Source organism: Agrobacterium sp. NPDC090273 (assembly GCF_044772305.1).
Lineage (GTDB): Bacteria > Pseudomonadota > Alphaproteobacteria > Rhizobiales > Rhizobiaceae > Agrobacterium.
The window spans coordinates 493,170-517,697 of the sequence record NZ_JBIVYN010000003.1; the positions used below are offsets into that span (position 1 = coordinate 493,170).

At 57.4% G+C, this 24,528-nt stretch carries 21 protein-coding genes and 1 other RNA gene; 9 read left to right on the plus strand and 13 right to left on the minus strand.

What is annotated here, in order from left to right; translation table 11 throughout:
* Positions 1 to 91 precede the first annotated feature (91 nt).
* Positions 92 to 1,927, plus strand: a complete 1,836-nt coding sequence (locus tag ACIQT8_RS11590; protein ID WP_400965223.1) for an aminopeptidase P family protein — start codon at positions 92 to 94, stop codon at positions 1,925 to 1,927.
* On the opposite strand, the gene ACIQT8_RS11595 is transcribed toward ACIQT8_RS11590, so the two are convergent.
* The 3 genes from ACIQT8_RS11595 to pncA all read right to left on the minus strand — a co-directional run bounded on the left by ACIQT8_RS11595 (position 1,917) and on the right by pncA (position 3,786).
* Positions 1,917 to 2,231: an AzlD family protein gene (locus ACIQT8_RS11595; RefSeq protein ID WP_138790966.1), complete on the minus strand. Its 315-nt coding sequence runs from the start codon at positions 2,229 to 2,231 to the stop codon at positions 1,917 to 1,919. The two genes, ACIQT8_RS11590 and ACIQT8_RS11595, sit on opposite strands and share 11 nt — an antisense overlap.
* Positions 2,228 to 2,941, minus strand: a complete 714-nt coding sequence (locus tag ACIQT8_RS11600; RefSeq protein WP_400965227.1) for an AzlC family ABC transporter permease — start codon at positions 2,939 to 2,941, stop codon at positions 2,228 to 2,230. The genes ACIQT8_RS11595 and ACIQT8_RS11600 overlap by 4 nt, the downstream gene beginning before the upstream one ends.
* Before the next feature lie 218 nt (positions 2,942 to 3,159).
* Positions 3,160 to 3,786 (minus strand): bifunctional nicotinamidase/pyrazinamidase, encoded by a 627-nt coding sequence (pncA, locus tag ACIQT8_RS11605; protein ID WP_400965230.1) that lies wholly within the window; start codon positions 3,784 to 3,786, stop codon positions 3,160 to 3,162.
* Between the two features lie 417 nt (positions 3,787 to 4,203).
* Between pncA and ACIQT8_RS11610 the strand changes: the two genes are divergently transcribed.
* Positions 4,204 to 5,481, plus strand: coding sequence for a DUF2778 domain-containing protein (locus tag ACIQT8_RS11610; RefSeq protein WP_400965233.1), 1,278 nt, complete (start codon positions 4,204 to 4,206; stop codon positions 5,479 to 5,481).
* Between the two features lie 53 nt (positions 5,482 to 5,534).
* Here the strand turns inward: ACIQT8_RS11610 and ACIQT8_RS11615 are convergent, their stop codons facing one another.
* The 5 genes from ACIQT8_RS11615 to ACIQT8_RS11635 form a co-directional block, all read right to left on the minus strand.
* Entirely contained in the window at positions 5,535 to 5,960 is a 426-nt protein-coding gene (locus tag ACIQT8_RS11615; RefSeq protein ID WP_262523012.1) for a DMT family transporter, read from the minus strand.
* Entirely contained in the window at positions 5,957 to 6,439 is a 483-nt protein-coding gene (locus tag ACIQT8_RS11620; RefSeq protein ID WP_138790961.1) for a DMT family transporter, read from the minus strand. Before ACIQT8_RS11620 ends, ACIQT8_RS11615 begins: the two co-directional genes overlap by 4 nt.
* Before the next feature lie 259 nt (positions 6,440 to 6,698).
* Positions 6,699 to 7,511, minus strand: a complete 813-nt coding sequence (locus tag ACIQT8_RS11625; protein ID WP_400965237.1) for a glycosyltransferase family 25 protein — start codon at positions 7,509 to 7,511, stop codon at positions 6,699 to 6,701.
* 104 nt (positions 7,512 to 7,615) lie between these two features.
* Entirely contained in the window at positions 7,616 to 10,084 is a 2,469-nt protein-coding gene (locus ACIQT8_RS11630; protein WP_400965240.1) for an ATP-dependent helicase, read from the minus strand.
* A 99-nt stretch (positions 10,085 to 10,183) separates the two neighbouring features.
* Positions 10,184 to 10,594 (minus strand): carboxymuconolactone decarboxylase family protein, encoded by a 411-nt coding sequence (locus ACIQT8_RS11635; protein ID WP_400965243.1) that lies wholly within the window; start codon positions 10,592 to 10,594, stop codon positions 10,184 to 10,186.
* Positions 10,595 to 10,835: 241 nt separating this feature from the next.
* Here ACIQT8_RS11635 and ACIQT8_RS11640 point away from each other — a divergent pair, with 241 nt between their 5' ends.
* From ACIQT8_RS11640 to ACIQT8_RS11655, 4 genes are all read left to right on the plus strand, one after another.
* The gene (locus tag ACIQT8_RS11640; protein WP_400965246.1) at positions 10,836 to 11,996 is read left to right on the plus strand and encodes an efflux RND transporter periplasmic adaptor subunit; all 1,161 of its coding nucleotides are present in this window, start codon (positions 10,836 to 10,838) and stop codon (positions 11,994 to 11,996) included.
* Positions 11,993 to 15,145, plus strand: coding sequence for an efflux RND transporter permease subunit (locus ACIQT8_RS11645; RefSeq protein ID WP_400965249.1), 3,153 nt, complete (start codon positions 11,993 to 11,995; stop codon positions 15,143 to 15,145). The genes ACIQT8_RS11640 and ACIQT8_RS11645 overlap by 4 nt, the downstream gene beginning before the upstream one ends.
* A 135-nt stretch (positions 15,146 to 15,280) precedes the next feature.
* Positions 15,281 to 16,693, plus strand: coding sequence for an FAD-binding oxidoreductase (locus ACIQT8_RS11650; RefSeq protein ID WP_138790955.1), 1,413 nt, complete (start codon positions 15,281 to 15,283; stop codon positions 16,691 to 16,693).
* A 91-nt stretch (positions 16,694 to 16,784) separates the two neighbouring features.
* Positions 16,785 to 20,498, plus strand: a complete 3,714-nt coding sequence (locus tag ACIQT8_RS11655; RefSeq protein WP_400965252.1) for an AsmA-like C-terminal region-containing protein — start codon at positions 16,785 to 16,787, stop codon at positions 20,496 to 20,498.
* A gap of 43 nt (positions 20,499 to 20,541) precedes the next feature.
* On the opposite strand, the gene ACIQT8_RS11660 is transcribed toward ACIQT8_RS11655, so the two are convergent.
* From ACIQT8_RS11660 to ssrA, 5 genes are all read right to left on the minus strand, one after another.
* Positions 20,542 to 20,868: a hypothetical protein gene (locus tag ACIQT8_RS11660; RefSeq protein ID WP_400965255.1), complete on the minus strand. Its 327-nt coding sequence runs from the start codon at positions 20,866 to 20,868 to the stop codon at positions 20,542 to 20,544.
* Positions 20,869 to 21,044: 176 nt separating this feature from the next.
* Complete coding sequence (locus tag ACIQT8_RS11665; RefSeq protein WP_138790952.1) at positions 21,045 to 21,254, minus strand: ribbon-helix-helix domain-containing protein; 210 nt, start codon at positions 21,252 to 21,254, stop codon at positions 21,045 to 21,047.
* Positions 21,255 to 21,358: 104 nt separating this feature from the next.
* Positions 21,359 to 21,562 (minus strand): DUF4169 family protein, encoded by a 204-nt coding sequence (locus ACIQT8_RS11670; protein WP_138790951.1) that lies wholly within the window; start codon positions 21,560 to 21,562, stop codon positions 21,359 to 21,361.
* A 47-nt stretch (positions 21,563 to 21,609) separates the two neighbouring features.
* Positions 21,610 to 22,122: an SspB family protein gene (locus tag ACIQT8_RS11675; protein ID WP_262523006.1), complete on the minus strand. Its 513-nt coding sequence runs from the start codon at positions 22,120 to 22,122 to the stop codon at positions 21,610 to 21,612.
* Positions 22,123 to 22,251: 129 nt separating this feature from the next.
* Positions 22,252 to 22,621: a transfer-messenger RNA gene (gene ssrA / locus ACIQT8_RS11680) on the minus strand.
* Positions 22,622 to 22,760: 139 nt separating this feature from the next.
* Here ssrA and ACIQT8_RS11685 point away from each other — a divergent pair.
* From ACIQT8_RS11685 to ACIQT8_RS11695, 3 genes are all read left to right on the plus strand, one after another.
* Positions 22,761 to 23,069: a DUF2853 family protein gene (locus ACIQT8_RS11685; protein ID WP_400965260.1), complete on the plus strand. Its 309-nt coding sequence runs from the start codon at positions 22,761 to 22,763 to the stop codon at positions 23,067 to 23,069.
* A 96-nt stretch (positions 23,070 to 23,165) separates the two neighbouring features.
* Complete coding sequence (locus tag ACIQT8_RS11690; protein ID WP_138790948.1) at positions 23,166 to 23,960, plus strand: thymidylate synthase; 795 nt, start codon at positions 23,166 to 23,168, stop codon at positions 23,958 to 23,960.
* Positions 23,957 to 24,484: a dihydrofolate reductase gene (locus ACIQT8_RS11695; RefSeq protein WP_400965263.1), complete on the plus strand. Its 528-nt coding sequence runs from the start codon at positions 23,957 to 23,959 to the stop codon at positions 24,482 to 24,484. The genes ACIQT8_RS11690 and ACIQT8_RS11695 overlap by 4 nt, the downstream gene beginning before the upstream one ends.
* The last annotated feature ends 44 nt before the right edge of the window (positions 24,485 to 24,528 follow it).

Here is a 24,528-nt window from a genome sequence, read left to right on the forward strand (position 1 = left end):
TTGTCTGCCGGCATGCCATTGTCGGCTGCCGTGACCGCTTTGCCGGTCATGCCAATCACCACATCAAGATGACAGCATCCGGAAAACACTCATGTTCCAGACCTTCGAAAACAAATCCGCGCCGCAATTCGGCAAGGCCCGCGTTGACGCCCTTCGTGCCCGCTTCGATGCTCTGGGGATCGATGGTTTTCTGGTGCCGCGCGCCGATGAATATCAGGGTGAATATGTGCCTGAGGCATCGGAACGGATGGCCTGGTTGACGGGCTTCACAGGCTCTGCGGGGATTGTGCTTGTCACGCGTGACCAGGCGGTCGTTTTCGTTGATGGCCGTTACACGACGCAGTTGACGTCGCAGGTCGATCAATCTGTATTCAGCGGCGGTGATCTCGTCGGTGCTCCGCCATCGATCTGGTTATCGGAACATGCCCAGCAAGGCTTTCGTCTTGGCATCGATCCCTGGCTCCACACCGATGCGGAGCTGAAGCGTTTTGAAAAAAGCTTGGTCGGCAAGGGTGGCAAGGTGGTTCTGTTGGAAAAGAACCCGCTGGATGCACTGTGGGAAGGTCGTCCGTCCGAGCCGCTGGAACCGGTGACGATCCAGCCGGATGCCTTTACCGGCAAGCTCGCGAAAGACAAGATCGCCGCGGTAGCCGAGACGGTACAGTCAAAAGGCGCTCAGGCCGCGCTGGTGACGGACCCGTCGTCGATTGCCTGGATCTTCAATATTCGCGGCAACGACGTTCCACACACACCGCACCCGCTGGCACGTGCCATCATTTATGCGGATGGAAAGGCCGATATTTTCCTCGACAAGCGGAAAACCGGGATCGAGGTTGAAGCTTATCTGGCACAGCTTGCGACGCAGTTGCCACCGTCCCAGATCGAACCACGCCTGCATGCCATTGCCAGCGCTGGTGGGCGTGTGATGGTCGATATCGATCTGGCGCCCGTTGCCCTGACCCGTGCAATCACCGCGGCTGGTGGCGATCTTGTCGAGGCGGCCGATCCCGTCCGGTTGCCGCGCGCCTGCAAGAACGAAGCGGAGCTTGCCGGCTCTGCTGCGGCGCACGTTCAGGATGGTGCGGCGATGGTCGAATATCTCTGCTGGCTGGACAGCCAGAAACCGGGCAGCATCAGCGAGATCGAGGCCGTAAAAGCGCTTGAGGCAGCACGCGCACGTGTGGGGCAGGCCATGCAGAACCCGCTCAAGGATGTTTCGTTCGATACGATTTCCGGGGCAGGGGAACATGCCGCGATCATTCACTACCGGGTGACGACGGAGAGCGATCGTGCTCTCAAGGATGGCGAGATGTTCCTCGTCGATTCCGGTGCACAATATGTCAATGGAACCACAGATATCACGCGCACGGTTGCGATCGGCTCCGTGCCGGACGAACAGAAGCGCTTTTTCACACTGGTACTCAAAGGCATGATTGCCATCAGCCTGGCGAAGTTTCCAAAGGGATCGCGCGGATGCGATCTCGACCCTCTGGCGCGTATCGCTTTGTGGAAAGCCGGTGCCGATTACGCGCACGGAACCGGGCACGGTGTCGGCTCTTACCTTTCTGTTCACGAAGGGCCACAGCGTATCTCGCGGCTTGCGACACAGGAGCTGCTGCCTGGCATGATCCTGTCGAACGAGCCCGGTTATTATCGACCTGGCGCTTTCGGCATCCGTATCGAGAACCTGATTTATGTCCGTCAGGCGGAAGATGTGGAGGGTGGCGATCGGCCGATGCTGTCATTCGAGACGCTGACCTGGTGCCCGATCGATCGCCGACTGATCGTTACGTCACTTTTGACCGACGAGGAACTGGAGTGGCTGAATGCTTACCACGCCACCGTGTCCGAAAAGGTTTCACCGCTGATAAGCGATGCAAACGTAAAGGCATGGTTGGCAGAGGCCACAAAGCCCCTTATGCGATAACGAAATGGCGCAGGGCGATGACAACCGCCCAGCCAGCCACGAGCATGGTCAGTCCCTGAAAACGCAGGCAGACAATCAGCGCGGCAACCATTCCGATCTTGACCTCGTATCCGCCTTCGAAAAAGGCGGGTGCGACGAGCGTGGTGAGAACCGCGACAGGAACGGCATTCAGGCCAGCCTCCATTCGCGGTGGAATGGACTTCATGCGTGTCATCAAGACGTAACCACCAATTCGCGTGAGATAGGTGGCGATGGCCGCGAGTGCAATCAGCAGGAGCGTGTCGGCATGAAAAATGTCGCTCATCGGTTTTCTCCTTCGTTCACGCCGCTCGTGTCCGGCGATGGCGGATAGAGAACAGCAACGAGGATGCCGACGAGCGCTCCGAGGCTGACATGCCAGGGTGATCCAACGAAATGATAGGCAGCCGTGGCTCCGACCGCGCTTGCCAACATGACGGGGTAAAAATTGGCGCGTGTCCTGAAGCTCAGGACCATGCCCATGAAGTAGATCGGCAGGAGGACATCCAGGCCAATGGCCTTGGGATCGCCGATCAGGTTGCCGAGCGATGCACCAATGATCGTCATCGCAAGCCAGAATACATAGACTGGCGTGGCAAAACCAACATACCAGGAAAATCCAAGCGTCTGACCGTTTTCATACCGCCTGACGGCTTCGGCAAATTGCGGGTCGACGAGAAGGAAAAAGCCTGCCGTCTTTTGGGCAAAGCTCCAGTGCGCAATCATCTTCGCGATGGCCGCGGAATAGAGGATATGACGGAAGTTGACCGCAAAAACCGAGAGCACGATCAACCACGGCGCAACCTTCTGGCCGAACAGTTCTATGCCGACAAGCTGGCTGGCACCCGCATAAACGGTGCCGCTCATAATGGTTGCCTCAACCACGCTCAGACCATTGTCCACGGCAACGGCGCCAAAAAGAGCACCGAAGGGCGCGGCGGAAAGGGCAATCGGAAGGCCGTTTCGAAGGCCTTCGCGAAAATCTGCGTCAAACATCTGTGATAACTCCTGATGACGCTGCTCCTATAACCCCGCATGCTGGATGGCAAACGAATTGGATGAATGGATCGATTGATTCCCTTGAACATGAAAGGGGATTGTCGCCGCGTCGTCCGGAAATGGATTTGTTGTCATTGCCCAATGACGGTCAGCCTTGGAACGACTGTCATCAGCAAAAAAGACTGGTTCGGTACGTGGCCTGTGTCTGGGTGCGATCAGGCGCGCAATATGTCCCGGCTTTTAATGGTCGTTGCGCCCTTCGCCTGCATGGAGGCGATCGCGGTCTTTATGCCTTTGGGGTCAATTCCGCGACTTGCGTCCTCGATAAATCGAACCTTGACACCAGGGAGCATGTCGATGGCGTCAAGAACGGAGAAGCTGACGCAATAGTCCGTCGCCAGGCCACAGATATCCAGTACGGTAACGCCCTGGCGGCTGAGATAGTCGGCAAGACCTGTTGCCGCATACTGGTCGTTGTCGCGAAAGGCGGAATAGCTGTCGACAGCAGGGTTCTCGCCCTTCTGCTGGATATAGTCGAAAGCCTCCGTCTTCAGGTCGGGATGGAATTCGGCGTCCGCCGTTCCCTGCACGCAATGATCTGGCCACATCATTTGCGGTTTTCCGGACAGTTCACCCATGTCGAAAGGCTTTTTGCCGGGATGTTGAGACGCGAAACTGCCGTGGTTTTCCGGATGCCAGTCTTGCGAGGCGACGATGAGGTCATATCCGCCATTGTCGATCAAGGCGTTGACGACCGGGACCACCTTATCACCATCAGCAACGGCAAGATTGCCGCCGGGGCAAAAACCGTTCTGAATATCGATGAGCAACAGAGCCTTCATGATGGACCTCCCGAATTGTTACCAGGAGGATGCCAAGCCACGATTTTTCGATCAAGTCCTTTATGAACCGCCTTCTGGCAAGAGGCATTCGGCGCAGAGTGTCAATGACACTTGTCCCGGTCCTGCCGCAATTGCAGCAAATTTTCGGCCAAGTCGCCCGTTACCTGACCACGCGGCGAAGAAGGTGCTCTGTCCCTTCAGGGTGCGGAAAAGATATGCCGCACGACCTGTCGCCTTAATGCGCTGATCTTGATGACATGTTTTTTCAGGGGCACGTAAAGGATTTGGTTACCATAATTCGTCATGCTTCGAACCAGTCAGTTCCGAAACCGGCGAGATCATTGTCCGCGATTCGGATACCCCAAATTTCCTCCGGCTTCAGCCGGATCTGCGTGAACGGTTCGAGTAACGAGTATCATGGCGTTTTCTGCTGCAGCCTATAGTGGCTCCGGCCTTGCCGGTGTGTCTTCTGCCAAGAGAGGCAACTCCTCGTCTCTTGGTCGTATTTCGGCCCTCCTGGCCGGCGGAGCATTTGCAGGCCTGTGTGCGATCACGGCCTTTGCGTCACTGCATACCATGGCGGCTGCCTCACATGGTGTCGGCAACTTCGAAAAGACACTTGTTGCCCGGCTGGGATCGGCCGAAACCGCAATTGTCGAGACCGCGGAACGGAACATTCACGTCCGCAAATTTTCCCGCCTGAATGACCAGGGCCATGGCAATGAAAAGGCGCAGCGTCTTGCGAGCCTGGCGCCTCAGATCAATTCGAAGGAATTTACCGACCGTTTCGGTGCTGCCGCCAACGCGAAAGCGCAGGCGCATGTCCGAGAAGTTGCTGCGCTGAAACCGGCAGCCATCGTCGATTCTGCCCTGGGTCGGACCTCTGAAGTCGCTTATCGCGGTCCTGTCGCCGAACACCCTGCTTTTGAGGTTGCTCTGGCACGGCCGCAGATCGAAGAAGAAGCCAGCACTGTGCTTCCCAACGATGTTCCGTTGCCGAGTTTCCGGCCGGAACTGGCTGCTGCGGAAACTGTCGAACCGTCGCCACGTCCGGCTTTGCCGAAAACCCAGGATCAGTCCTCACAAATTGCCGAGGTGCCGGTGCCGGCCCGTGCCCCCGCGCAGCCGAAGCAGAGTACGGGTGCGATGCTTGCCTTCGCAAAGCCCGACAATCCGGTGCGTGAGCCCAGCAAGATGGATGCTGTTCCGTGGCCGGATCGCGGCGGTGGAACTGCTATCTACGATATCTCTTCCGGTGTCGTGCATATGCCGAATGGTGAGAAGCTCGAAGCGCATTCTGGTATCGGCAAGATGCGCGACAATCCTGAGTATGTTCACGTGAAGATGCGTGGTTCCACGCCGCCATCCAGCTACAAGCTGACAATGCGCGAAGCGTTGTTTCATGGTGTGGAAGCCATTCGCCTGACGCCGGAAAACGGTGTCAATCCACACGGCCGCAACGGTCTGCTGGCACACACCTACATGCTGGCGAAACGTGGTGAATCGAATGGTTGCGTCGTGTTCCGCGATTACTCACGCTTCCTCGCTGCGTTCAAGCGCGGTGAGGTGAAGCGCATGGTCGTGGTGCCGAAGCTGAACGGCAACCGCCCCACACTGGCCAGCACCGGTGGTAATGGCGGCGCGAAAAGCGGCAAGACACTGCTCGACATGTTCTCGCGTGGGTCGGACTCCTGACCTTGTTGCGACAAGGCTCAGGTGGCTGCGGTAGAGATCGGCGTTAAAACGTCTTACTTGCCGCGCCGCTGGGTCAGCATCATTCCACCCAGGATCAGCAGGATACCGAGTGCGCTTGGCCATATATTCGGTGGGTTCTCGCTGAAAAGATCCAGCAAAACACCTGAGACCATCTGACCGCTAATGACCAGCAGGGCGGTGTTGACTGCACCGATACGGGGGATGAGCCAGCTTCCCGACGCAATGAAAACCACGCCGATCGGCCCCCCGATAAAGGCGAGCCAAGGTGCATCGGCTGCACCCGGCGGGATCAGACCGCCAAAGATCAGCCCGATGATCGTCAGCACAACAAAGCCGACGATATGGTTCCAGAACGATGCAATCAGCGGTGAGTTGGAAAGGCTGAGCCGACCGTTGATCTGGCGGCTCAGTGCCACGAAAAGCCCGCCCGTGAAAGCCATCGCTATCCAGAGGATCATGATGCTCTCCCGACAAGAATGATAAGCGCGCTGCCGCCAAGGATCAGCGCGACAGCAGCCATGTCGCGCATATCCGGGCGTCGTTTCGGAAGGCCGAAAAGACCGAGGAGATCCGCCAGAAGACTGAAAATCACCTGTCCGCCGAGCCCAAGTGCGATAGTGCCCGACAGCGCCAGCGGCGAGTTGACGGCAGTGGAGGTGAGTATGACGATTGCCGCGCCGACGACACCACCACAATAGGCCCAAAGCGGTGCCTTCGGCTTGGCTGTTCCGTCCACTTCGGTCCTTCCACGCAGGATCGCCAGATAGATCAATGCTGCTACCGTGCCGGTGCCATGGGCTGTCCAGGACGAAAACAGCGCGTTTCCATAATGGGCAAGCTGGCCATTGAAGTGCACCATCAGCGTCAGAAGACAACCGCTGGCGAAAGCGGCAGCAAGGTGGAGCGGATTGAGACGGGGATGCGTCGTGTCAGTCATGGGGAAGCCGGAGACTAGCTGGAGATATGATTCAGCTCTAACCGATATGCTGTTGAAGAGGAAACAAATTTCCGGGTTTTCCCGGCATGTCATCGTGTGTGGAACAAATGCCGACGGCGGGCCGTTATCGTCTCATGCAAAAGACGACACGCAAGCCCCTTAAACGAATGACGATTTTCGTCATTTCCATCTTCATCGTCGCCGCTGTTATCGCGGCAATCTATCTCATCGGTTTCACACCGGGAGAGGTCTGAGGTGCCTAGCCGGCCAGCCCTTTCCTGACCGGTTTTCCGCGTTCCAGCGCAACACTAAGTTTTGCAAACGCCAGGCGAACGCTCCGGACGATGAATCGGCTTGTTTCCAGGTAGGCGCGGTAAGGAAGCACGGTGAAATATCGCCATCGCGGCAGGCGATAAATGCGCAGATTGTTCTGAATCTGGCTTTCGCCGTCCGCATCCTGCGTCGCACAAAGCGGTGCGATGAACGCGGCCTTGATGCCGGAAAGATATTCCAGATCGAAGGCAATATCGTAGGCGAGCCGCATGGGCACCAGCGTTGATATCCAGCTTGCCGCTTTGCGATTGACGAGATAGGCGCCCGATCCCTTTTCCCGCGTCAGTGCGATCGCCAGCGAGCGACCATTGGGAAGTGTGCGGAACGGAAATTTCCGCCCATTGCTGACGGTGGTCAGGCGCAACAAATCCCAGTCATTGCCGAAGAGAGATGCCTGATCGAGCGATTCCACGAAGTCAGATTCGAAGGCGACGTCATCTTCCAGGATCAAGGCGAGATCAGCGTCAGTTTCGAGAAACTTGCGGACGCAGGCGATGTGGCTGAGATAACAACCGATTTCCGGTGGCGAGGTGCGGCGACCGTGCATCAGCATATAGGAGATTTCGCTGAATTCCGGGATGGGATAGTTCAGTTCCCTGCCGTTCACGCCGGGAATACGGTCCGCAGTCAGTCCAGCAGCCTCGAGGCGGGACGTCATATCCTCAAGGCGTTTTTTCGCACCATCCATATTGATGAGGAAAACCGCGAGCTTTTTCCTGCTTGTCGGCAATATGTGCAAAACAGCCCTCACCAAGTTTGCGCATCTATGTCGGCATTTTCCTTATTGCAGCGCTGAACTCATGGCTACGCGAAAAGTTTTGTATCAAAACTTTTCTTCGGTTTTCATGCTTTTTCCACAAACCCATCCAGGACACGCTTTTGTCCGGCGCGGTCAAAATCGATCGTCAGTTTGTTTCCCTCTATCGCGACAATATTGCCATTGCCGAATTTGAGATGGAACACACGGTCCCCAACAAAAAATCTGGATGGCGTGTCTGCGACAGATTTCGCCACCAGTTCACCGTCGATGGTGCGGGTGCGAGGACCGCTTTCGCCGTAGCCGATGCGCTCGACCGCATGCCCGGATCGCGTGCCCCAATTGTCACGGGTGGCATCGGACCGGTTCTGCTGGGCACGTTTCCAGCCGGGTGTGGAATAATTGTTCGCGAAGGGATCTGCCTTGTCGAAGCGTGACTGGCCATAGCCACCGCGCCCGCCATATCCTCCGTAATTGCTGTCGGAAGCGGCAACATCGACATGCGCCGGAGGCAATTCGTCGAGAAAACGCGAGGGCAGGGTGGATTGCCACAGGCCATGAATGCGCCGGTTCGAGACGAACCAGATGTGGCAGAGTTTCTTGGCGCGGGTGATGCCGACATAAGCAAGGCGCCGTTCTTCCTCCAGACCGGAGCGACCGCCTTCGTCGAGGGCGCGCTGGTGCGGAAACAGTCCTTCTTCCCAGCCGGGCAGGAAGACAGTGTCGAATTCCAGCCCCTTGGCGGAGTGCAAGGTCATGATGGAGATGGCGTCGAGCTCTTCGTTCTGCTCGGCATCCATGACGAGAGCGACATGTTCGAGGAAGCCACGCATGCTTTCGAAGGCCTCCATGGAACGGATCAGTTCCTTGAGGTTTTCGAGCCGGCCTGGCGCTTCCGCAGATTTATCCGCCTGCCACATGGCCGTGTAGCCGCTTTCGTCGAGGATCTGCTCGGCAAGCGTCGTGTGTTCGGTGTTTTCCAGCAGGCCCTGCCAGCGGCGGAAATCCTGTACGACATCGAACAGCGCTTTGCGTGCCTTAGGCTTCAACTCATCTGTTTCAATGATATCGGCTGCCGCCGCCAGCATCGGAATGTCGCGGGCGCGGGCATAATCGTGAAGCGCGCGGATCGTCGTGTCGCCAAGGCCACGTTTGGGCGTGTTGACGATCCGTTCGAAGGCAAGATCATCCGCCGGCTGGCAGACCATCCGGAAGTAGGCCATGGCATCGCGAACCTCCATGCGCTCATAGAAGCGCGGGCCGCCGATGACGCGATAGTTCAAGCCAAGCGTCACAAAGCGGTCTTCGAATTCGCGCATCTGGAACGAGGCGCGGACCAGGATCGCCATGTCGTTGAGTTTGTGGTTCTTGCGCTGAAGCTGCTCGATTTCCTCGCCAACCGCACGGGCTTCCTCTTCCGAGTCCCAGGCTGCGTGCACGACGACCTTTTCGTCATCCGGGCTACTTTTTTCGGTGAACAGCGTCTTGCCGAGACGGCCTTCATTGTGGGCGATCAGATGCCCGGCTGCGCCCAGAATATACTCGGTCGAACGATAGTTGCGTTCGAGCTTGATGACCTTGGCGCCTGGAAAATCCTTGTCGAAGCGCAGAATGTTGTCCACTTCCGCACCGCGCCAGCCATAGATCGACTGGTCGTCGTCGCCAACGCAGCAAACGTTCTGCGTCTCACCCTTGGCGCGCTGCGCCAGCAGCCGCAGCCACATATATTGGGCCGTGTTGGTGTCCTGATACTCGTCAACGAGAATATATCGGAACTTCTGGTGATAGTCCTTCAGGATATCCGCATGGCGACGGAAGATGCTGATGGGATGCAGAAGAAGGTCGCCGAAGTCACAGGCATTCAATGTCTTCAATCGCGCCTGATAGGCAGCGTAGAGTTCACGACCTTTTCCATTCGCAAACGCGCGGCTGTCACCTTCCGGGATATCCGGCGGTGTCAGCCCCTTGTTCTTCCAGTTGTCGATCATACCGGCGAACTGTTTTGCCGGCCAGCGCTTGTCATCAAGACCTTCGGCCTGAATAAGCTGCTTCAGAAGTCTGACGACATCGTCGGTATCGAGAATGGTGAAGTCGGTTTTCAAGCCTACGAGTTCGGCATGGCGTCGCAACAGTTTCACGCCGATGGAATGGAAGGTGCCGAGCCACGGCATGCCTTCGACAGCACCGCCGACCAGAACGCCAATACGCTCCTTCATTTCGCGGGCGGCCTTGTTGGTGAAGGTCACCGCAAGGATCTGGCTTGGATAGGCTTTGCCGGTTGCCAGAATATGGGCAATACGTGTCGTCAGAACGCGGGTCTTGCCGGTGCCTGCGCCAGCCAGAACGAGGACCGGGCCATCCAGCGTTTCCACCGCTTCACGCTGTTCGGGGTTGAGACCGGACAGATAATCGGGAGCGGGACGAGCCTGATCGCGGGCTGCCATGGCGCGCGCAGCAATGCCCAGGCCGCCAGCAGAGGGGGCTGCTGGTGACTGACGGCGTGGCTCGGAGGGTTCTTCATCGAAGAACGGCATATCGTCGAAACTGTTGCTCATGCGGCCCAATGTAGTGATTCGGGATGTAAAGGCCAGAACCACGTTCTGCTTTTATTCCGGTATCGCCCGCCAAAACGCCTATTCCAAGGCATTTTTCGATCAGGCGGGTTTATCTGCGTCGAAGACAGGGTCAACGGGCACCTGCAGCGCCGTCGCAAGCTGGTTTGTCTTGGCGGCAAGCGCAATCACCCGCAGCAAATCCGCATGTTCGGCTGAAGTCATGCCCTTGGCTTTTGCCGCCGCCGTGTGGGAGTGAGCACAATAAGAGCATCCATTGGTCACCGAAACTGCGATGTAAAGCATTTCCTTGACGAGGGGATCGAGCGCTGACGGCGTCGCCATAACCGCTTTAACCTCGGCCCAGGTCTTTTCCAGAAGGTCGGCATCGAAGGCGAGATAGAGCCACATATTGTTGATGAAATCCGATTTCCGGGTGGCGCGGATGTCGTCGAAGACTGCTTTGACGCGCGGATCTGTTTCAGGATTTGGGTGTTTTTCTACGGTGCTCATTGTTTCCTCCTGTCGTCATTGCTTCGTAGGGCAATGGATCGGGAGATTACCGCAACAGCAGATATTTGCGATGGCAATGCGATGCCCTGTCGGTACGGCGATAAAACCATTCAAATTACAATTACGTAAGGAACGTATTTGTGCGTTGCCTTGAAACTGGCAAGTGGGAATACTGCAATCAATCCCGGTGATTATCATCGACCGGAAACAATACTGCTGTGCGGATCAATCGGAGAGATATATGCGGGTCTGGAAACAGGTGGGTGTCAGCCTTGCCGTCGTTGGGGCGGGGCTCTGTTTTTGGGCGTTTGTTTCGCCCGACGCCCGAAATGTGCTCGCAAGTTTCGGCATTGGCGCCGAGAAAGCTGCTCCAGTCGAGGTGGCGCAGGCCACCCCCGGGCAGGCTGCAAAACCAGGCCAGAATGGCGGCGCAGGCCGTAGCGGCGGTAATGCAACATTGGTCGTTACCGCGCCTGTGAAACAGGGCACGGTCAATGACCGTTTGAATGCCATCGGTAACGGCGAAGCCATTCAGTCCGTCGTCGTCATGCCGCAGACCTCAGGCACGATTTCAGAAATCCTCATTTCTTCGGGTGCCAAGGTCAAAAAGGGCCAGGTGCTGGCGCGGCTGGATGACGACGAGCAGGTGATCGAGCGCGACAAGGCACAGGTGGCTTTGAAGAGCGCAATCGAGAAGTCGAATTCCTACAAGAATCTGAAGTCGATGTCGCGTCTCGATGTCTTCGATGCCCAGATTGGCGAGGAGGCTGCAAAGCTTGCACTCAGCACCGCGGAACTCAACCTCAAGCGCCGTGACATCGTCGCTCCCATCGATGGCATTGCCGGTATCGTCGCGGTGAACATCGGAGATAACGTAACGACGCAGTCGAGCGTTGTCAGCATCGACGATCGCTCCAGAATTCTTGTCAATTTCTGGGCCCCGGAACGCTTCACGACAGCGATATCGGTTGGTATGCCGGTGGACGCCACATCGATCTCGCGGCCTGGGGAAACCTTCAAGGGTGAAATCGAGGCGGTTGATAACCGGGTCGATGAAGCGAGCCGCACGATCCGGATTCGTGCCCGTTTTGACAATGCGAAGGACGAGTTGCGCGCCGGCATGTCATTTGGCGTCACCATGCACTTCAGCGGCGAGGCCTATGCCTCGGTCGATCCTCTGGCTGTTCAGTGGGATGCTGAGGGGTCTTACGTCTGGCGCGTTGCCGAGGGAAAATCCTCCAAGGTGCGGGTGCAGATCGTGCAGCGCAACCCCGATGCCGTTCTGGTGAGGGGTGAATTGGCGCAGGGTGAGCCCGTCGTCACTGAAGGGCTGCAGCGTGTGAGAGAGGGCGGTGCCGTGCGTGTCGCCAATGAAAAACCGGCGGAGGTTGCCAGCCAATGACAGCACAGACGCCGTCGTCCGGTCAGGATTCAAAACTCGCCTTCACTGCGCTCTTCGTTCGCCGCCCCATTCTGGCAGCGGTGATCAATACGCTTCTCGTCGTGGCCGGGCTTGCAGCGCTTGTGGGTGTCGAAGTCCGCGAATTGCCGGATGTCGATCGTCCTGTCATCAGTGTTCGTACAACCTATGACGGCGCTGCTCCCGAAACGATCGACCAGGAAGTCACGCAGACGATTGAAGGTGCTGTGGCGCGCGTCAGCGGCGTCAAGACGATCTCGTCCCAGTCGCAGTTCGGCACCAGCCGTGTGACGCTTGAATTTGGCGACAATGTCGATCTGGCCGTTGCGGCGAACGACGTGCGTGACGCCATTGGCCGCGTGACAAATCAGTTGCCTGACGATGCCGACGAGCCGCAGATCATCAAGGCGGATTCCGATAGCCAGCCAATCATGCGCCTGGCTGTCACATCTTCTACGCTCAGCATGGAAGACCTGACCAAGCTGGTGGATGACGAGATCATCGACCGGTTGGCCTCTGTCGACGGCGTGGCTGATGTCGAGCTTTACGGCGATCAGGAGAAAGTCTTCCGCGTCGATCTCAATCAGGCGGCGCTGGCAAGCCGTGGGCTGACGGTAACGGACGTGTCCAATGCGCTGGCCAGTGCCGCGCTGGACGTCCCGGCCGGATCGCTGAAAAGCACGACGCAGGACATCGTCGTGCGTGCAACGGCAAGCCTGACCAAACCGGAAGATTTTTCCAATCTGCTTATCAAGGACAATATTCGTCTCCGCGACGTGGCGACTGTCATGCTCGGTGCGGACGATGAATCCACTTCGCTGCGGTCCAACGGTGTGCAGGGCGTTGGTCTCGGCGTCATCCGTCAGGCGCAGTCCAACACCCTCAATATTTCGACAGGCGTAAAGGCTGCGGTTGATGCCATGACGCCAAACCTTCCCGAGGGAACGCGTGTCGTCGTCACCAGTGATGACGCCGTCTTCATCGAAGGAGCGTTGCACGAAGTCGAACTGGCGCTAGGGCTTTCTGCCCTGATCGTTGTCGTGGTCCTCTACCTCTTCCTTCGTGACTGGCGAGCGACGCTTATTCCGGCAATCACCATGCCGGTTGCGCTGATCGGTACACTCGTTGCCATCTATATGGTCGGCTTCTCGATCAACATCCTGACGCTGCTTGCCATCGTGCTGGCGACGGGTCTGGTCGTCGATGATGCCATCGTGGTTCTTGAAAATATCGTGCGCCGCCGTGCGGAGGGTATGGGGCCACGCGCAGCCGCGGTCCTTGGTACTCAGGAAGTGTTTTTCGCGGTTCTGGCGACGACCGCGACGCTTGCCGCGGTTTTCATTCCGCTATCGTTCCTGCCGGGCCAGCTTGGTGGTCTGTTCCGCGAATTCGGTTTCGTACTCGCCTTCGCTGTCGGCCTGTCTTCGGTCGTGGCCCTGACACTTTGCCCGATGCTCGCGTCCAGAATGCTGAAGCATGGCCTGAAAGAACCGACTGGGCCGCTTGCCTGGTTCGGCAATGTCTTTGCCTCCACCTACAAGTCCACCCTTTCATCGTGCCTCAACAATCCGCTTGTCGTGATTGTGGTTGCTCTCGGTTTCTCGGGCCTGTCGTGGATTGCCTTCGGCATGATCCAGAATGAGTTGACACCGCGTGAAGACCGCTCGTCGATCATGATGCGCGTTACGGCTCCGCAGGGCGTCAGCCTGGAATATACGCGCGATCAGTTGCAGCGGATCGAAGAGAATCTTCAGCCGCTTCGCGACAGTGGAGAAATCCGCAACATCTATTCCATTACCGGCATGAACGGTTCGTCCAATACGGGCTTCATGGTTCTGACGCTCGCGCCGTGGGCTGACCGCGAGCGGACGCAGAACCAGATCGCTGCGGATGTCACGTCGGCTGCCAACAAGGTGCCAGCACTGCGCGGCAACGCCATGCAGCCGAACAGCCTTCGCATTCGTGGTGCCGGCAACGGCCTGCAGATGGCGATGGTGGGCAGCAACTATCAGGCTCTGACAGAAGCGACGCAGAAGCTGTTGCTGTCGATGGAAGAGAGCGGGCTGTTCGATACGCCGCGTTTCGATAACGAACCTAACCAGGCTCAGCTTTCCGTTTCGATCGATCGTGAACGCGCTTCCGACCTCGGTATCGATATCACCGGTCTGTCGCGCGCTATGCAGTCACTCCTTGAAGGGCGCTCCATTGTTGACGTCTTCGTCGACGGTGATGCGATCCCGGTTCGTCTGCTGTCTTCGACGCGGCCGATCAACGACCCAACGGATCTCGAAAACGTCTTCCTCAAGACGGGTGACGGCAAGATTGTGCCGATGTCCGTCATCGCCAGCCTGAAGGAAAACGCGGTTGCGCCGCAGCTCAATCGCGAACAGCAGCTTCCGTCTGTTGGCTTTACTGCCAACCTCAGGGATGGCGTATCGCTGGGCGAGGCTGTCGCCAAGGTCAATGAACTGTCTCAGTCCATTATGCCGGCCGGTGCGCGTCTGCTGCCGCTTGGCGAGGCGGCGACGCTGGAGGAAAATTCCAGCGGTATGCTGCTGACCTTCGGTTTCGCCATCGCCATTATTTTCCTGGTGCTGGCAGCGCAGTTCGAAAGCGTCCTGAGTTCGATCATCATCATGTCGACAGTGCCGCTCGGGCTCGCTTGTGCCGTGATCGCATTGCTGGTCACCGGCTCGAGCCTCAATGTCTATAGCCAGATCGGTCTCGTGCTTCTGGTCGGGGTGATGGCCAAGAATGGTATTCTCATTGTGGAGTTCGCCAATCACCTGCGCGATCAGGGAGCGACGGTGCGTGAAGCGATCGAGAAGGCTTGCAGCATCCGCCTGCGCCCGGTCATGATGACGATGATTGCCACCATTCTAGGTGGCGTGCCGCTGGTTCTGGCGCAGGGCGCTGGTGCAGAAGCCCGTATCGCGCTTGGCTGGGTCATTGTCGGAGGACTTGGCTTTGCGACGCTGGTCACTCTCTACATCACACCGGTTTCGTATCTTCTGATTGCCCGTTTCGCCAAGCCGCAGGCCGACGAGGAAATTCGTCTGCATCGCGAACTCGAGATGGCGGCACGCCGAAAGGCGCTGGAGGAAGACAAGCCGCTGCTGGCTGCCGAATAGAAAACGATTGCCGGAAATTCCTTTCCGGCAGCGTTGCAATGCTGGACAAAGCCCTGAGCGTATCCCATACCACCTGTCGAAATTCGTTAACGGACTGAGTCCGTTACGCGCAGATGTTATGGCGGAGATTGAGCGATGGCTTTGAAGGATGTGGTGGCGGGAAAACGCAATGAAGACGGTATCGCCGCTGTCCTCGGTATCCTCAAGCAGCAGTTCGGAGACAAGTTTCAGACCGGACAATCCTTTCGTGAACAGCACGGCCACACCACGACCTATCTGACATTGCAGGCGCCAGACGGTGTCGTTTTCGCCGAAAGCGCCGACGACGTGAAAACCGTCGTGAAGGTTTGTGCCGAACACAAGGTGCCGGTCATTCCCTTCGGAACCGGCTCCTCTCTGGAAGGTCAGGTCAATGCGCCGAACGGTGGTATTTCCATCGATTTCAGCAGGATGAACCGCATCCTTGCGGTGAATGCCGAGGATCTTGATGTGACCGTCGAGCCGGGTGTCACGCGGGAAGACCTGAATACCTACCTTCGCGATACGGGTCTGTTTTTTCCGATCGATCCGGGCGCAAATGCTTCCATTGGCGGCATGGCGTCGACCCGCGCCTCGGGGACCAATGCCGTGCGTTACGGCACCATGAAAGACAATGTGCTCGCGGTTACCGCCGTCGTTGCGAATGGTGAAGAAATCCGCACCGCGCGTCGTGCCCGCAAATCGTCCGCCGGTTACGATCTGACAAGGCTTTTCGTCGGTGCCGAAGGCACGCTTGGTGTGCTGACCTCGGTCACACTTCGGTTGCAGGGCATTCCGGAAAAGATCGCGGGCGGTGTCTGCACGTTCGATACGATCAAGTCGGCGTGCGATGCAGTGATCATGACGATCCAGATGGGCATTCCCGTTGCTCGTATCGAGCTTCTTGATGAGGTTCAGGTCCGGGCCTGCAACGCCTATTCAGGGCTGAGCTATCAGGAAAAGCCGACGCTGTTCGTAGAGTTCCACGGAACGGAGGAAACGGCTGCGTTGCAGTCCGAACAGTTTGCCGAGATTGTCGGAGAGTTCGGCAGCACCGATTTCAAATGGACGAGCGATGCCGCCGAGCGCAACAAGCTCTGGAAAGCCCGGCACGATGCCTACTGGGCGTCACGAGCGCTCGCTCCTCATCTCGATGGCCTTTCGACAGATGTTTGCGTGCCGATTTCACGGCTTGCCGATTGTGTTGTCGAGACCCAGCGGGACATTCTCGAAAACGGTATGCTGGCACCGATCGTCGGCCATGCTGGCGACGGCAACTTCCACGTGCTTGTGCTTTTCGACGGTAAGGATGCGGAGAGCGTTGCAAAGACCGAAGCCTTCGTTGCCCGGCTCAATCGCCGCGCCATTGCCATGGATGGCACCTGCACCGGTGAGCATGGTGTCGGGCAGGGGAAGATGAGTTTTCTGGCTGAAGAGGCGGGCAATGCACTTGATGTCATGCGTGCCATCAAAACGTCGCTTGATCCCGACAATATCTTCAATCCCGGTAAACTGTTCCGGCTTTCCTGAACAGTCTCATATTTGATTGGTACAAAAGGCTGATTGCCGCTAAGGCAAAAGGCAATAGATTTTCAGCTTCGCGAAGGGAGATGCAGGTCAAGTGCTCGGACGCATACTGGTTTTTCTGGGCGGACTGCTTGTGGTGGCGTTGTTTTCAGCGCTGCTCATTCCCTATTTCATCGACTGGACGGATTTCCGGCGTGATTTTGAAGACCAGGCAAGCCGCATCGTTGGCAAAAAGGTCGTCGTCCATGGTCCGGTAGAAGCGCGGCTTCTGCCGTTTCCTTCTGTCACGCTGCATGATGTGCGCGCCGGGACGGATGCGGACGGATCGCCTCTCATTCAGATTGCGCGGTTCTCGATGGATGCCGAGCTTGCGCCATTCCTGTCCGGCGAAGCGCGCATCTTTGATATGCGCATCGAGGAGCCGAAGGCACGCGTGCGTCTGTTGAAAGACGGTACCCTGGACTGGATGCGCGGCAGCCGGGCCGAAATTCCGGCTCGCACCGTTGTCCTCGAAAGCGTCGAGATAGAAGGCGGGCAGATCGAGTTTATCGATGAGCAGTCCGGCCGCAATCGCATTGTTACAGGCCTCAACGCCGACATGTCGGCAAATTCGCTCATCGGTCCATGGAAGGCCGAAGGCCACGCGACGGTTGACGGCTATTCGGGTTCGTTTTCGCTGTCCAGCAGTGAGCCCGATCATGCGGCCGGCCGTATGGGGCTGCGTCTTCGTATTATGCCGAATGACCATCCGGTCGAGATCGACCTAGATGGTGCTGTTTCTGCAGCGCTTGGCAAACCTGTCTATAGCGGCTCCTTTTCCTTCCTGTTCCGGCAGGACGAGAAGCAGAAGCAGGAGGCTGCGCAGTCGATCTTCTCTGCTCCGCGCACCCGCGGCAATTTCGAGCTGACCAACGAAAGCGTGCGTATCCCCAGTTACCGGATGGAACTTGGTGGAAGCGAAAACCCCTATATCGTTACGGGCCAAGCGACCCTCGACACGGGTGCAAAGCCGGAATTTCTTCTGACAGCCGATGGCCAGCAGATTGACGTGGGACGTTTTGCCCCGCCGTCCGTGCAGACCGGAAAAACGTCTCGTATGCCAACAACGTCGGTTCGCCAGCGGATCGAAGCGTTTGCGGCCATGGTGGCGCGGATACCGGTGCCGCCGGTTCCGGGCAAGGCAAGCATCAGTCTTCCTGCGCTGGTGTCCGATGACACCACCATCCGCGATATTCGCCTCGACGTTCGTCCAGATGGTGACGGCTGGCAGATCGTCAATGCGGTCGCCACCTTGCCGGGCCGAACGCAACTTGAGGCCAAGGGATCGCTTGCCCTGACGGGTGGGCCTGCTTTCAATGGCAACCTGCTTGTCGCTTCCAACCAGCCTTCTGGTCTGGCGAACTGGTTGTCCGGGTCGGTCGATCCGGCAATCCGCCAGCTCAATGCGGCTGGCTTCTCGTCGGATGTTTCGCTGACGACGCTTCACCAGCGTTTTGCCAATCTGGAACTTGCCATTGGCGATGCCTCCCTGAAAGGTGAGCTTGACCGCCGGTCGGATGGCAAGACATCCAATCTCTCGGTCGATCTTTCCGGCAATGAAATCGACGTCGATGCGTTGAAAGCGCTTGGCAGCCTTGTGCTCGGCGATCAGGTCGGCAGTTCTGTGCTCGACCATCGTATCGAAGCAAAATTCAAGGCAGACCGCTTCAACATGGCGGGCGTGGCCGCCAATCACGTCCAGACAGCATTCACGCTGGCTGGAGGTGTTCTTTCGCTCGATAATCTGACCGCTGGTGATGTCGCCGGCGCCGAGGTGCGGGCGCGTGGACAGTTGCAAGGTTCGTTGCTCAAATATGCGGGCAAGGGCACCGTCAACCTGCATGCAGCCGATATGCAGCCATTCTTCGCAATGCTGCAGCAGAAGCTTCCCAACCATCCGTTGCTGAACCGGCTTGCTGCCAGTGCCTCCTGGTACGCCAATTCCGATCTGGCGGTCGACGTCTCTGTCAACAGCGAAAATGGCGGGGCAAACGTCGCTGTATCGGGCACCGTCAATGGCAGCCGACTGTCTGCGGTCGCCAAGATGCCCGATTTCCTGTCGATCACCGATGATACGGCAATGACGCTCGAAGCCGTTTTGAAAAACCAGTCGACCGCGATCCTGTTCGGGCAGGCTGGGCTTGATCCCCTGCCGTTCGATGCTGACGGGGAGGGCCTTCTTTCCGTCAAGCTGAATGGCACGCTCGGTTCTGCCGCGCAGACCGACATTCGTTTTTCGACAGAGCGGACCCATTTTTCCGCTAATGGTTCCTTTGCGCTTGGCCCTGCCGATTTCGGGAACGGCGAAGCCGATCTCGCCCTGGAGAGCGCCGATATCGAGCCTTATCTCATCATGAATGCCGTCGGTCTGCCGCAACTTGGTGGGGGAATGGCGCTGAAGGCTGGGGCGAAGGTAGCAGTTGATGCGGAAAAGGTCGTGCTTTCTTCGATCAATGGTCAGGCGGGCGGTAATCCCGTTTCCGGCAATCTGACCTTGCAGCGGAATGCGCCCCATTCTATCACGGGGGATCTCTCTGTAAAAAATGCCGATCTGGCCTGGTTCGGTGATGCGATTTACGGACCGGTGATCGATCCCGAAACCGGAGCGCTGAATGCCAAGCCACTGGCCATGGCAGCATTTCCCGATCTCGATGCGTCCGTGGCGTTCAAGGCGGAGAACTTCGATGCCGGGCCATTTGGCGCCATTACAGGCCTATCGGCAACGCTGTCGCAGAAGTCCGGTACGTTCTCGATGGATGATGTCTCGGGCGCGTTCCTTGGTGGCAAGGTTTCCGGCAGGCTTGCCATGTCGACTGGAGAAGGCGCGGGGATCTTCCGCACCAAGATTGCTGTCACCGATGCCGATCCTCAATCGATTCTCTGGACGAATGCGAATGGTCCCGTTGCGACCGCGCGTGTAGCGGTTGACCTCACTGCCGAATCCACCGGAAAAAGTGTTGGCGAGATTCTCAAATCTGCCGGCGGATCGGGTGAGATTCGCACAACTGGTCTTGTGGTGAAGGGGCTTAACCCCGCAGCCTTCCAGCCGATCCTGCAGGCGGCCGACGCGCTGCAGCCGCCAATCGACGCCGCCAAGGTTCGTCCGCTTGTCGACCAGACGGTCTGGCAGGGCGAAATTCCGCTTGGTGATGTTTCTTTGCCGTTCTCCCTGAGTGGTGGCGCACTTCGTTTCTCAAATATTCGGGTGGAACAGCCTCAAGTCACGCTCTCCGGGGAAGCAACGATCGACCTTGCCGCTCAAGGATTGAAGAGCGATCTCGATATGCTTTTCAATCCTGGCACTGAGGCGCTTGCAGGCGCTGAGCCTTCGATCCGCCTGAGTTACGCCGGCGCGCTTGCCGCACCTGCTTTGACCACTGATGTCGCAGGTCTGACGGGCTATCTTTCCCTGCGTGCATTCGAGCGTGAGCGGCGGCGGGTGGAAGCGATGCAGGCGAGCGTGCTCGAGAAGCAGCGCCTACGTCGTGAAGTTGCGCTTTATCGTTTTGAAGCTGCAGAGCGTCAGGCTGCCAAGGAGCGGGCCGAGGCAGAAGCCAAGGCAAAGGCCGAGGAAGAGGCGCGTCTCAAGGCGCAGGCGGAAGAACGTTTGCGTCAAGAGAAGGAACAGCAAGAGCGGTTGCAGCAACAACAACAGCAGCAACAGCAACAGACTGCGCCTGAGCAGCAATCTGCTCCCGTTCTGACCGTTCCGCCGACTGAAAATGCCATACGGCAACTGGCGCCCCCGGATGGTGCCGCGACGCCCTGAGGGCAGTGAAAATCCGCTTGGGGATTTTCAGGCTGGCTGGAAATTATACGTAGGCTTCGCGTTCGCCGAACGGCGTCTCTTCGCTGAAGTTTGTCGTGCCGATCCGTTCGCTTTCTCCAGAAAGGCTGCCTTCTTTGGCCGCGCTGCCGGATGACTGCGACTTCGAGCTGTTTTCCAACTCTTCGAGCTGCGCTTTCAGGGTCGCAATTTCAGCCTTGAGTTCTTCCTTTGCCTTCTCGTCAGCAGCTTCGCTGAGTTCCGATTGCTTGGCGGCAATCTGGGCTTTCAGGTCGTCGGTGCTGGATGAAGACGTGGAGGATGAAGAAAGAACGGATGCGGCAGCGCCTGCTCCGGAAACGGCAGAAACCATTGTTGCGGCTCACTGGAAGAGAAGAATGAGGGAGACTTGAGAAAACTTGAAACAAGGCTACGCAATACAAAAATGCCTTGCAGTGCAAATTAGACCGCGAATGATTAATGAATGCTTTCACGCCGTTATGAGTTTTTGGCAGAATTGTTTCGTAGTCCTTGGCGGGCGCAAAAGCGCTACCGTCCCTTCAACCAGTTGAGTACGAAAACGCGAAGGGAAGAGGAGAGATTGCTGTCGGCAGGGCGATTGTCGTCGATCTCTGCAAGAAGAGCGGCGAAACTGATCTTGCGTTTTTCAGCGATGACTTTGAGTTCATCCCAAAAGGCGTCTTCCAGAGAAATACTGGTGCGATGGCCGTGTAGCGTCGCCGAGTGCTTGCGGATCATCAGACTGGCCTCCGGTCTTCACTTTTCCGGTTGGACATCTGCATCATGATTCGTCCGCAAATCCCTGTTTTTCGATTCTTTTTCGATACGGTTCTTCGACCGCGTCAGTCCTTGCTCGCCTCATCCTCGGGCTTTTCGAGGCGACCTTGATCCAGCGATTTTTTCGCCTTGTCATTCAGAGCGGATGTCAGATTTTTCTCCGCCTTGGTGCGGCCAAAGGTCAGGCGGTTCTGTTCCGCCTGTTTGTCCTTTTCGCTGCGGGCCTTCTGTTTCCGGAACTGACGCAGATTGACGATATCGGCGGCCATGCGGATATCACTCCTCAAGTTTCGATCGTCAGATCCGGTGAAGTGGCTTACTGCTTCTTGCGGAACGCATCCAGCGAGACAACAGAGCCTTCCTTCTTCTCTTCACCAGCCTTGGCGGGTTCAGCGGAAGCTGCAGGCTTTGCCTCATGCGACACAGGGTAAGCTGTGATCTCGGCGTCTTCGGCCTCTTCCTCTTCGGACAGCGGCACGTCGAACTCCAGTTCGAAGTTCACGGACGGATCGTAGAAACCACGGATGGCGTTGTAAGGAATCACCAGCTTTTCCGGCGTATCCGAGAAGGAAAGGCCAATTTCAAAGCCGATTTCCGTCACCTTCAGGTCCCAGAACTGGTGCTGGATGACGATTGTCATCTGTTCAGCGTATTTCGCCTTGAGATGCTGGGAAATGCGCACACCGGGTGCACCCGTCAGAAAGGTGATGAAGAAGTGATGGTCGCCGGGGAGGCGGCCAGTTGCGGCAACTTCACTCAATACCTTGCGAATAACGCCGCGAAGGGCATCCTGTGCGAGAATGTCGTAACGGATATGATCCTGCCCCATGCGGTCCTGTCTTTCCTTATTCGAACGTCTTTTAACCAAGTATACGCAATGTCTTAAACCGCAGCAACGGAAAAGCCGACGTCGCATGCGAGTCAGCTATCATAAAACGAATTCCGGCAAAATGGAGAAGGTGGAGGTTTCTGTTGCCAGGTACCTCCGAACCCCGCCTTACGGGGCTAACCGTAAGGGCTTTAGAGCGGAATTCCCGCACCGCCATTAGGCAGCGAGAGCGTATTCCTTAGCGTTGTTGTCGTTTGCAACTACACTTGTGACCCGATAACGGCGGTATCATGCCGAGCAAAAGTTCGATCTTTACGCCCTTGTCGATCCTATTTCGCCCCCATCAAAAGCCGGCCTCACAAGGCCCGCCGGTTTTTGGTGGAGGCGCCGGGTACCGCCCCCGGGTCCAATAGGTTTATTACACCGACCGTTTATCGCCATAGCCGGGATAAATCCCGGCACGGCTCATATAGGCGTTTCCGATGGCGTAGAAAAGGGGGGAAGGTGACAAATCGATGAAGCCATCCCTGTCTTATGTGCACTTTAGCGCATCCTTGACGCGAAGAATTTGCTGGCACATTCTCCCTGCAACCGGTCGCTTTTAAGAAACGCCGGGCCGGGGCGCACAAGGAGCAGATATGACTGACTACTTAGCGGATGTGAAAAAATACGATGCAGCGGCCGACGAGGCTATCGTTGGCAAGATCGTCAAGCACCTCGGAATTGCCTTGCGCAACCGGGATTCCTCACTTGTGTCTGCATCCGACGCCGACGAACTCGCCCGAGTCAAGGCAAGCTGGTGCGGCAAGAAACTCGGTGTGACCGACGACAGCGCCGATCAGGCGATCGCCTCCGTTGCGAAAACCATGGCGGCGGATCGCTCCAAATCTCGCGTGACTTTCTATTATCTGGTTGCCAAGGAACTCGGTAAACTCCAGACGCTTTGAGGCGTCCCGTTTTTTTGGGAAAACCCCAATCTGTCGTTGGTTCCGCTGTCGCTTGCCACTATATTCCGTATAGTGACTGAAACGACGGCGGACCGCATGAAACAATATCTCGACCTTCTCCGGCATGTGATGGAAACCGGCTCCGACCGTGGAGACCGTACTGGCACCGGCACGCGTTCGGTGTTCGGTTATCAGATGCGGTTTGATCTTTCCGAAGGTTTTCCGGTTCTCACCACGAAGAAGCTGCATCTGCGCTCCATCATCCATGAACTGCTCTGGTTCCTGAAAGGTGAGACAAACATCGCCTATCTCAAGGACAACGGTGTGACCATCTGGGATGAGTGGGCGGATGAAAACGGCGATCTCGGACCTGTCTATGGTGCCCAGTGGCGTTCGTGGCCTGCGCCGGACGGCCGTCATATCGATCAGATCGCTCTTCTCGTGGAAAGCCTGAAGACCAATCCGAATTCACGCCGTCACATCGTTTCCGCCTGGAACCCGGCGCTGGTTGACGAAATGGCGCTGCCGCCCTGCCATTGCCTGTTCCAGTTCTATGTCTCTGACGGCAAGCTCTCCTGCCAGCTTTACCAGCGTTCGGCGGACATTTTCCTTGGCGTGCCTTTCAACATCGCGTCTTACGCGCTGCTGACGTTGATGGTGGCGCAGGTCACTGGCCTGAAGCCCGGCGATTTCGTGCATACGCTTGGTGATGCGCATATCTATTCGAACCACTTCGAGCAGGCGAAGCTGCAGATGACACGCACGCCTAAGCCATTGCCGACCATGCGGATCAATCCTGACGTCAAGGATCTGTTCGCCTTTAAATTCGAGGACTTTACGCTCGAAAACTATGAGGCTGATTCAAGCATCAAGGCACCGATCGCAGTATGACTGAGCCTCGCATCACGATTATCGTCGCGGTCTCGGAAAACGGCGTGATCGGCCGTGATCTCGACATGCCGTGGAAACTCTCGACCGATCTGAAACGCTTCAAGGCGATGACGATGGGCAAGCCGCTGATCATGGGGCGCAAGACGTTCCTGTCTGTCGGAGAGCGCCCCCTGCCAGGCAGGCCGCATGTCATCGTCAGCCGTGATAGCACCTACCGCCCCGCAGGTGTCGAGGTTGCATCTTCGCTGGAGGAGGCTGTGGCGCTAGCGAAAAGCAAGGCTATCCAGTCGGGCGTCGATGAGGTGTTTGTGGCCGGCGGCGGAGAAATCTACCGCCAGGCTATGTCGTTAGCCGATCAACTTTCCGTCACCCATGTGGAGGTGGCGGTCGAAGGCGATACATTTTTCCCGGAAATCGATCCCTCGGTTTTCGAGAAAGTCGATGAAACTGCCGCTCCTGCCGGGGAAAAGGACAATTACCCCGTCAGATTTGCCACTTATTTACGAAGAGCCGCGTCAAAGTGAACTATTTACCCTGATCGGGTATTTAGTTACCACCTCTGCGTTGA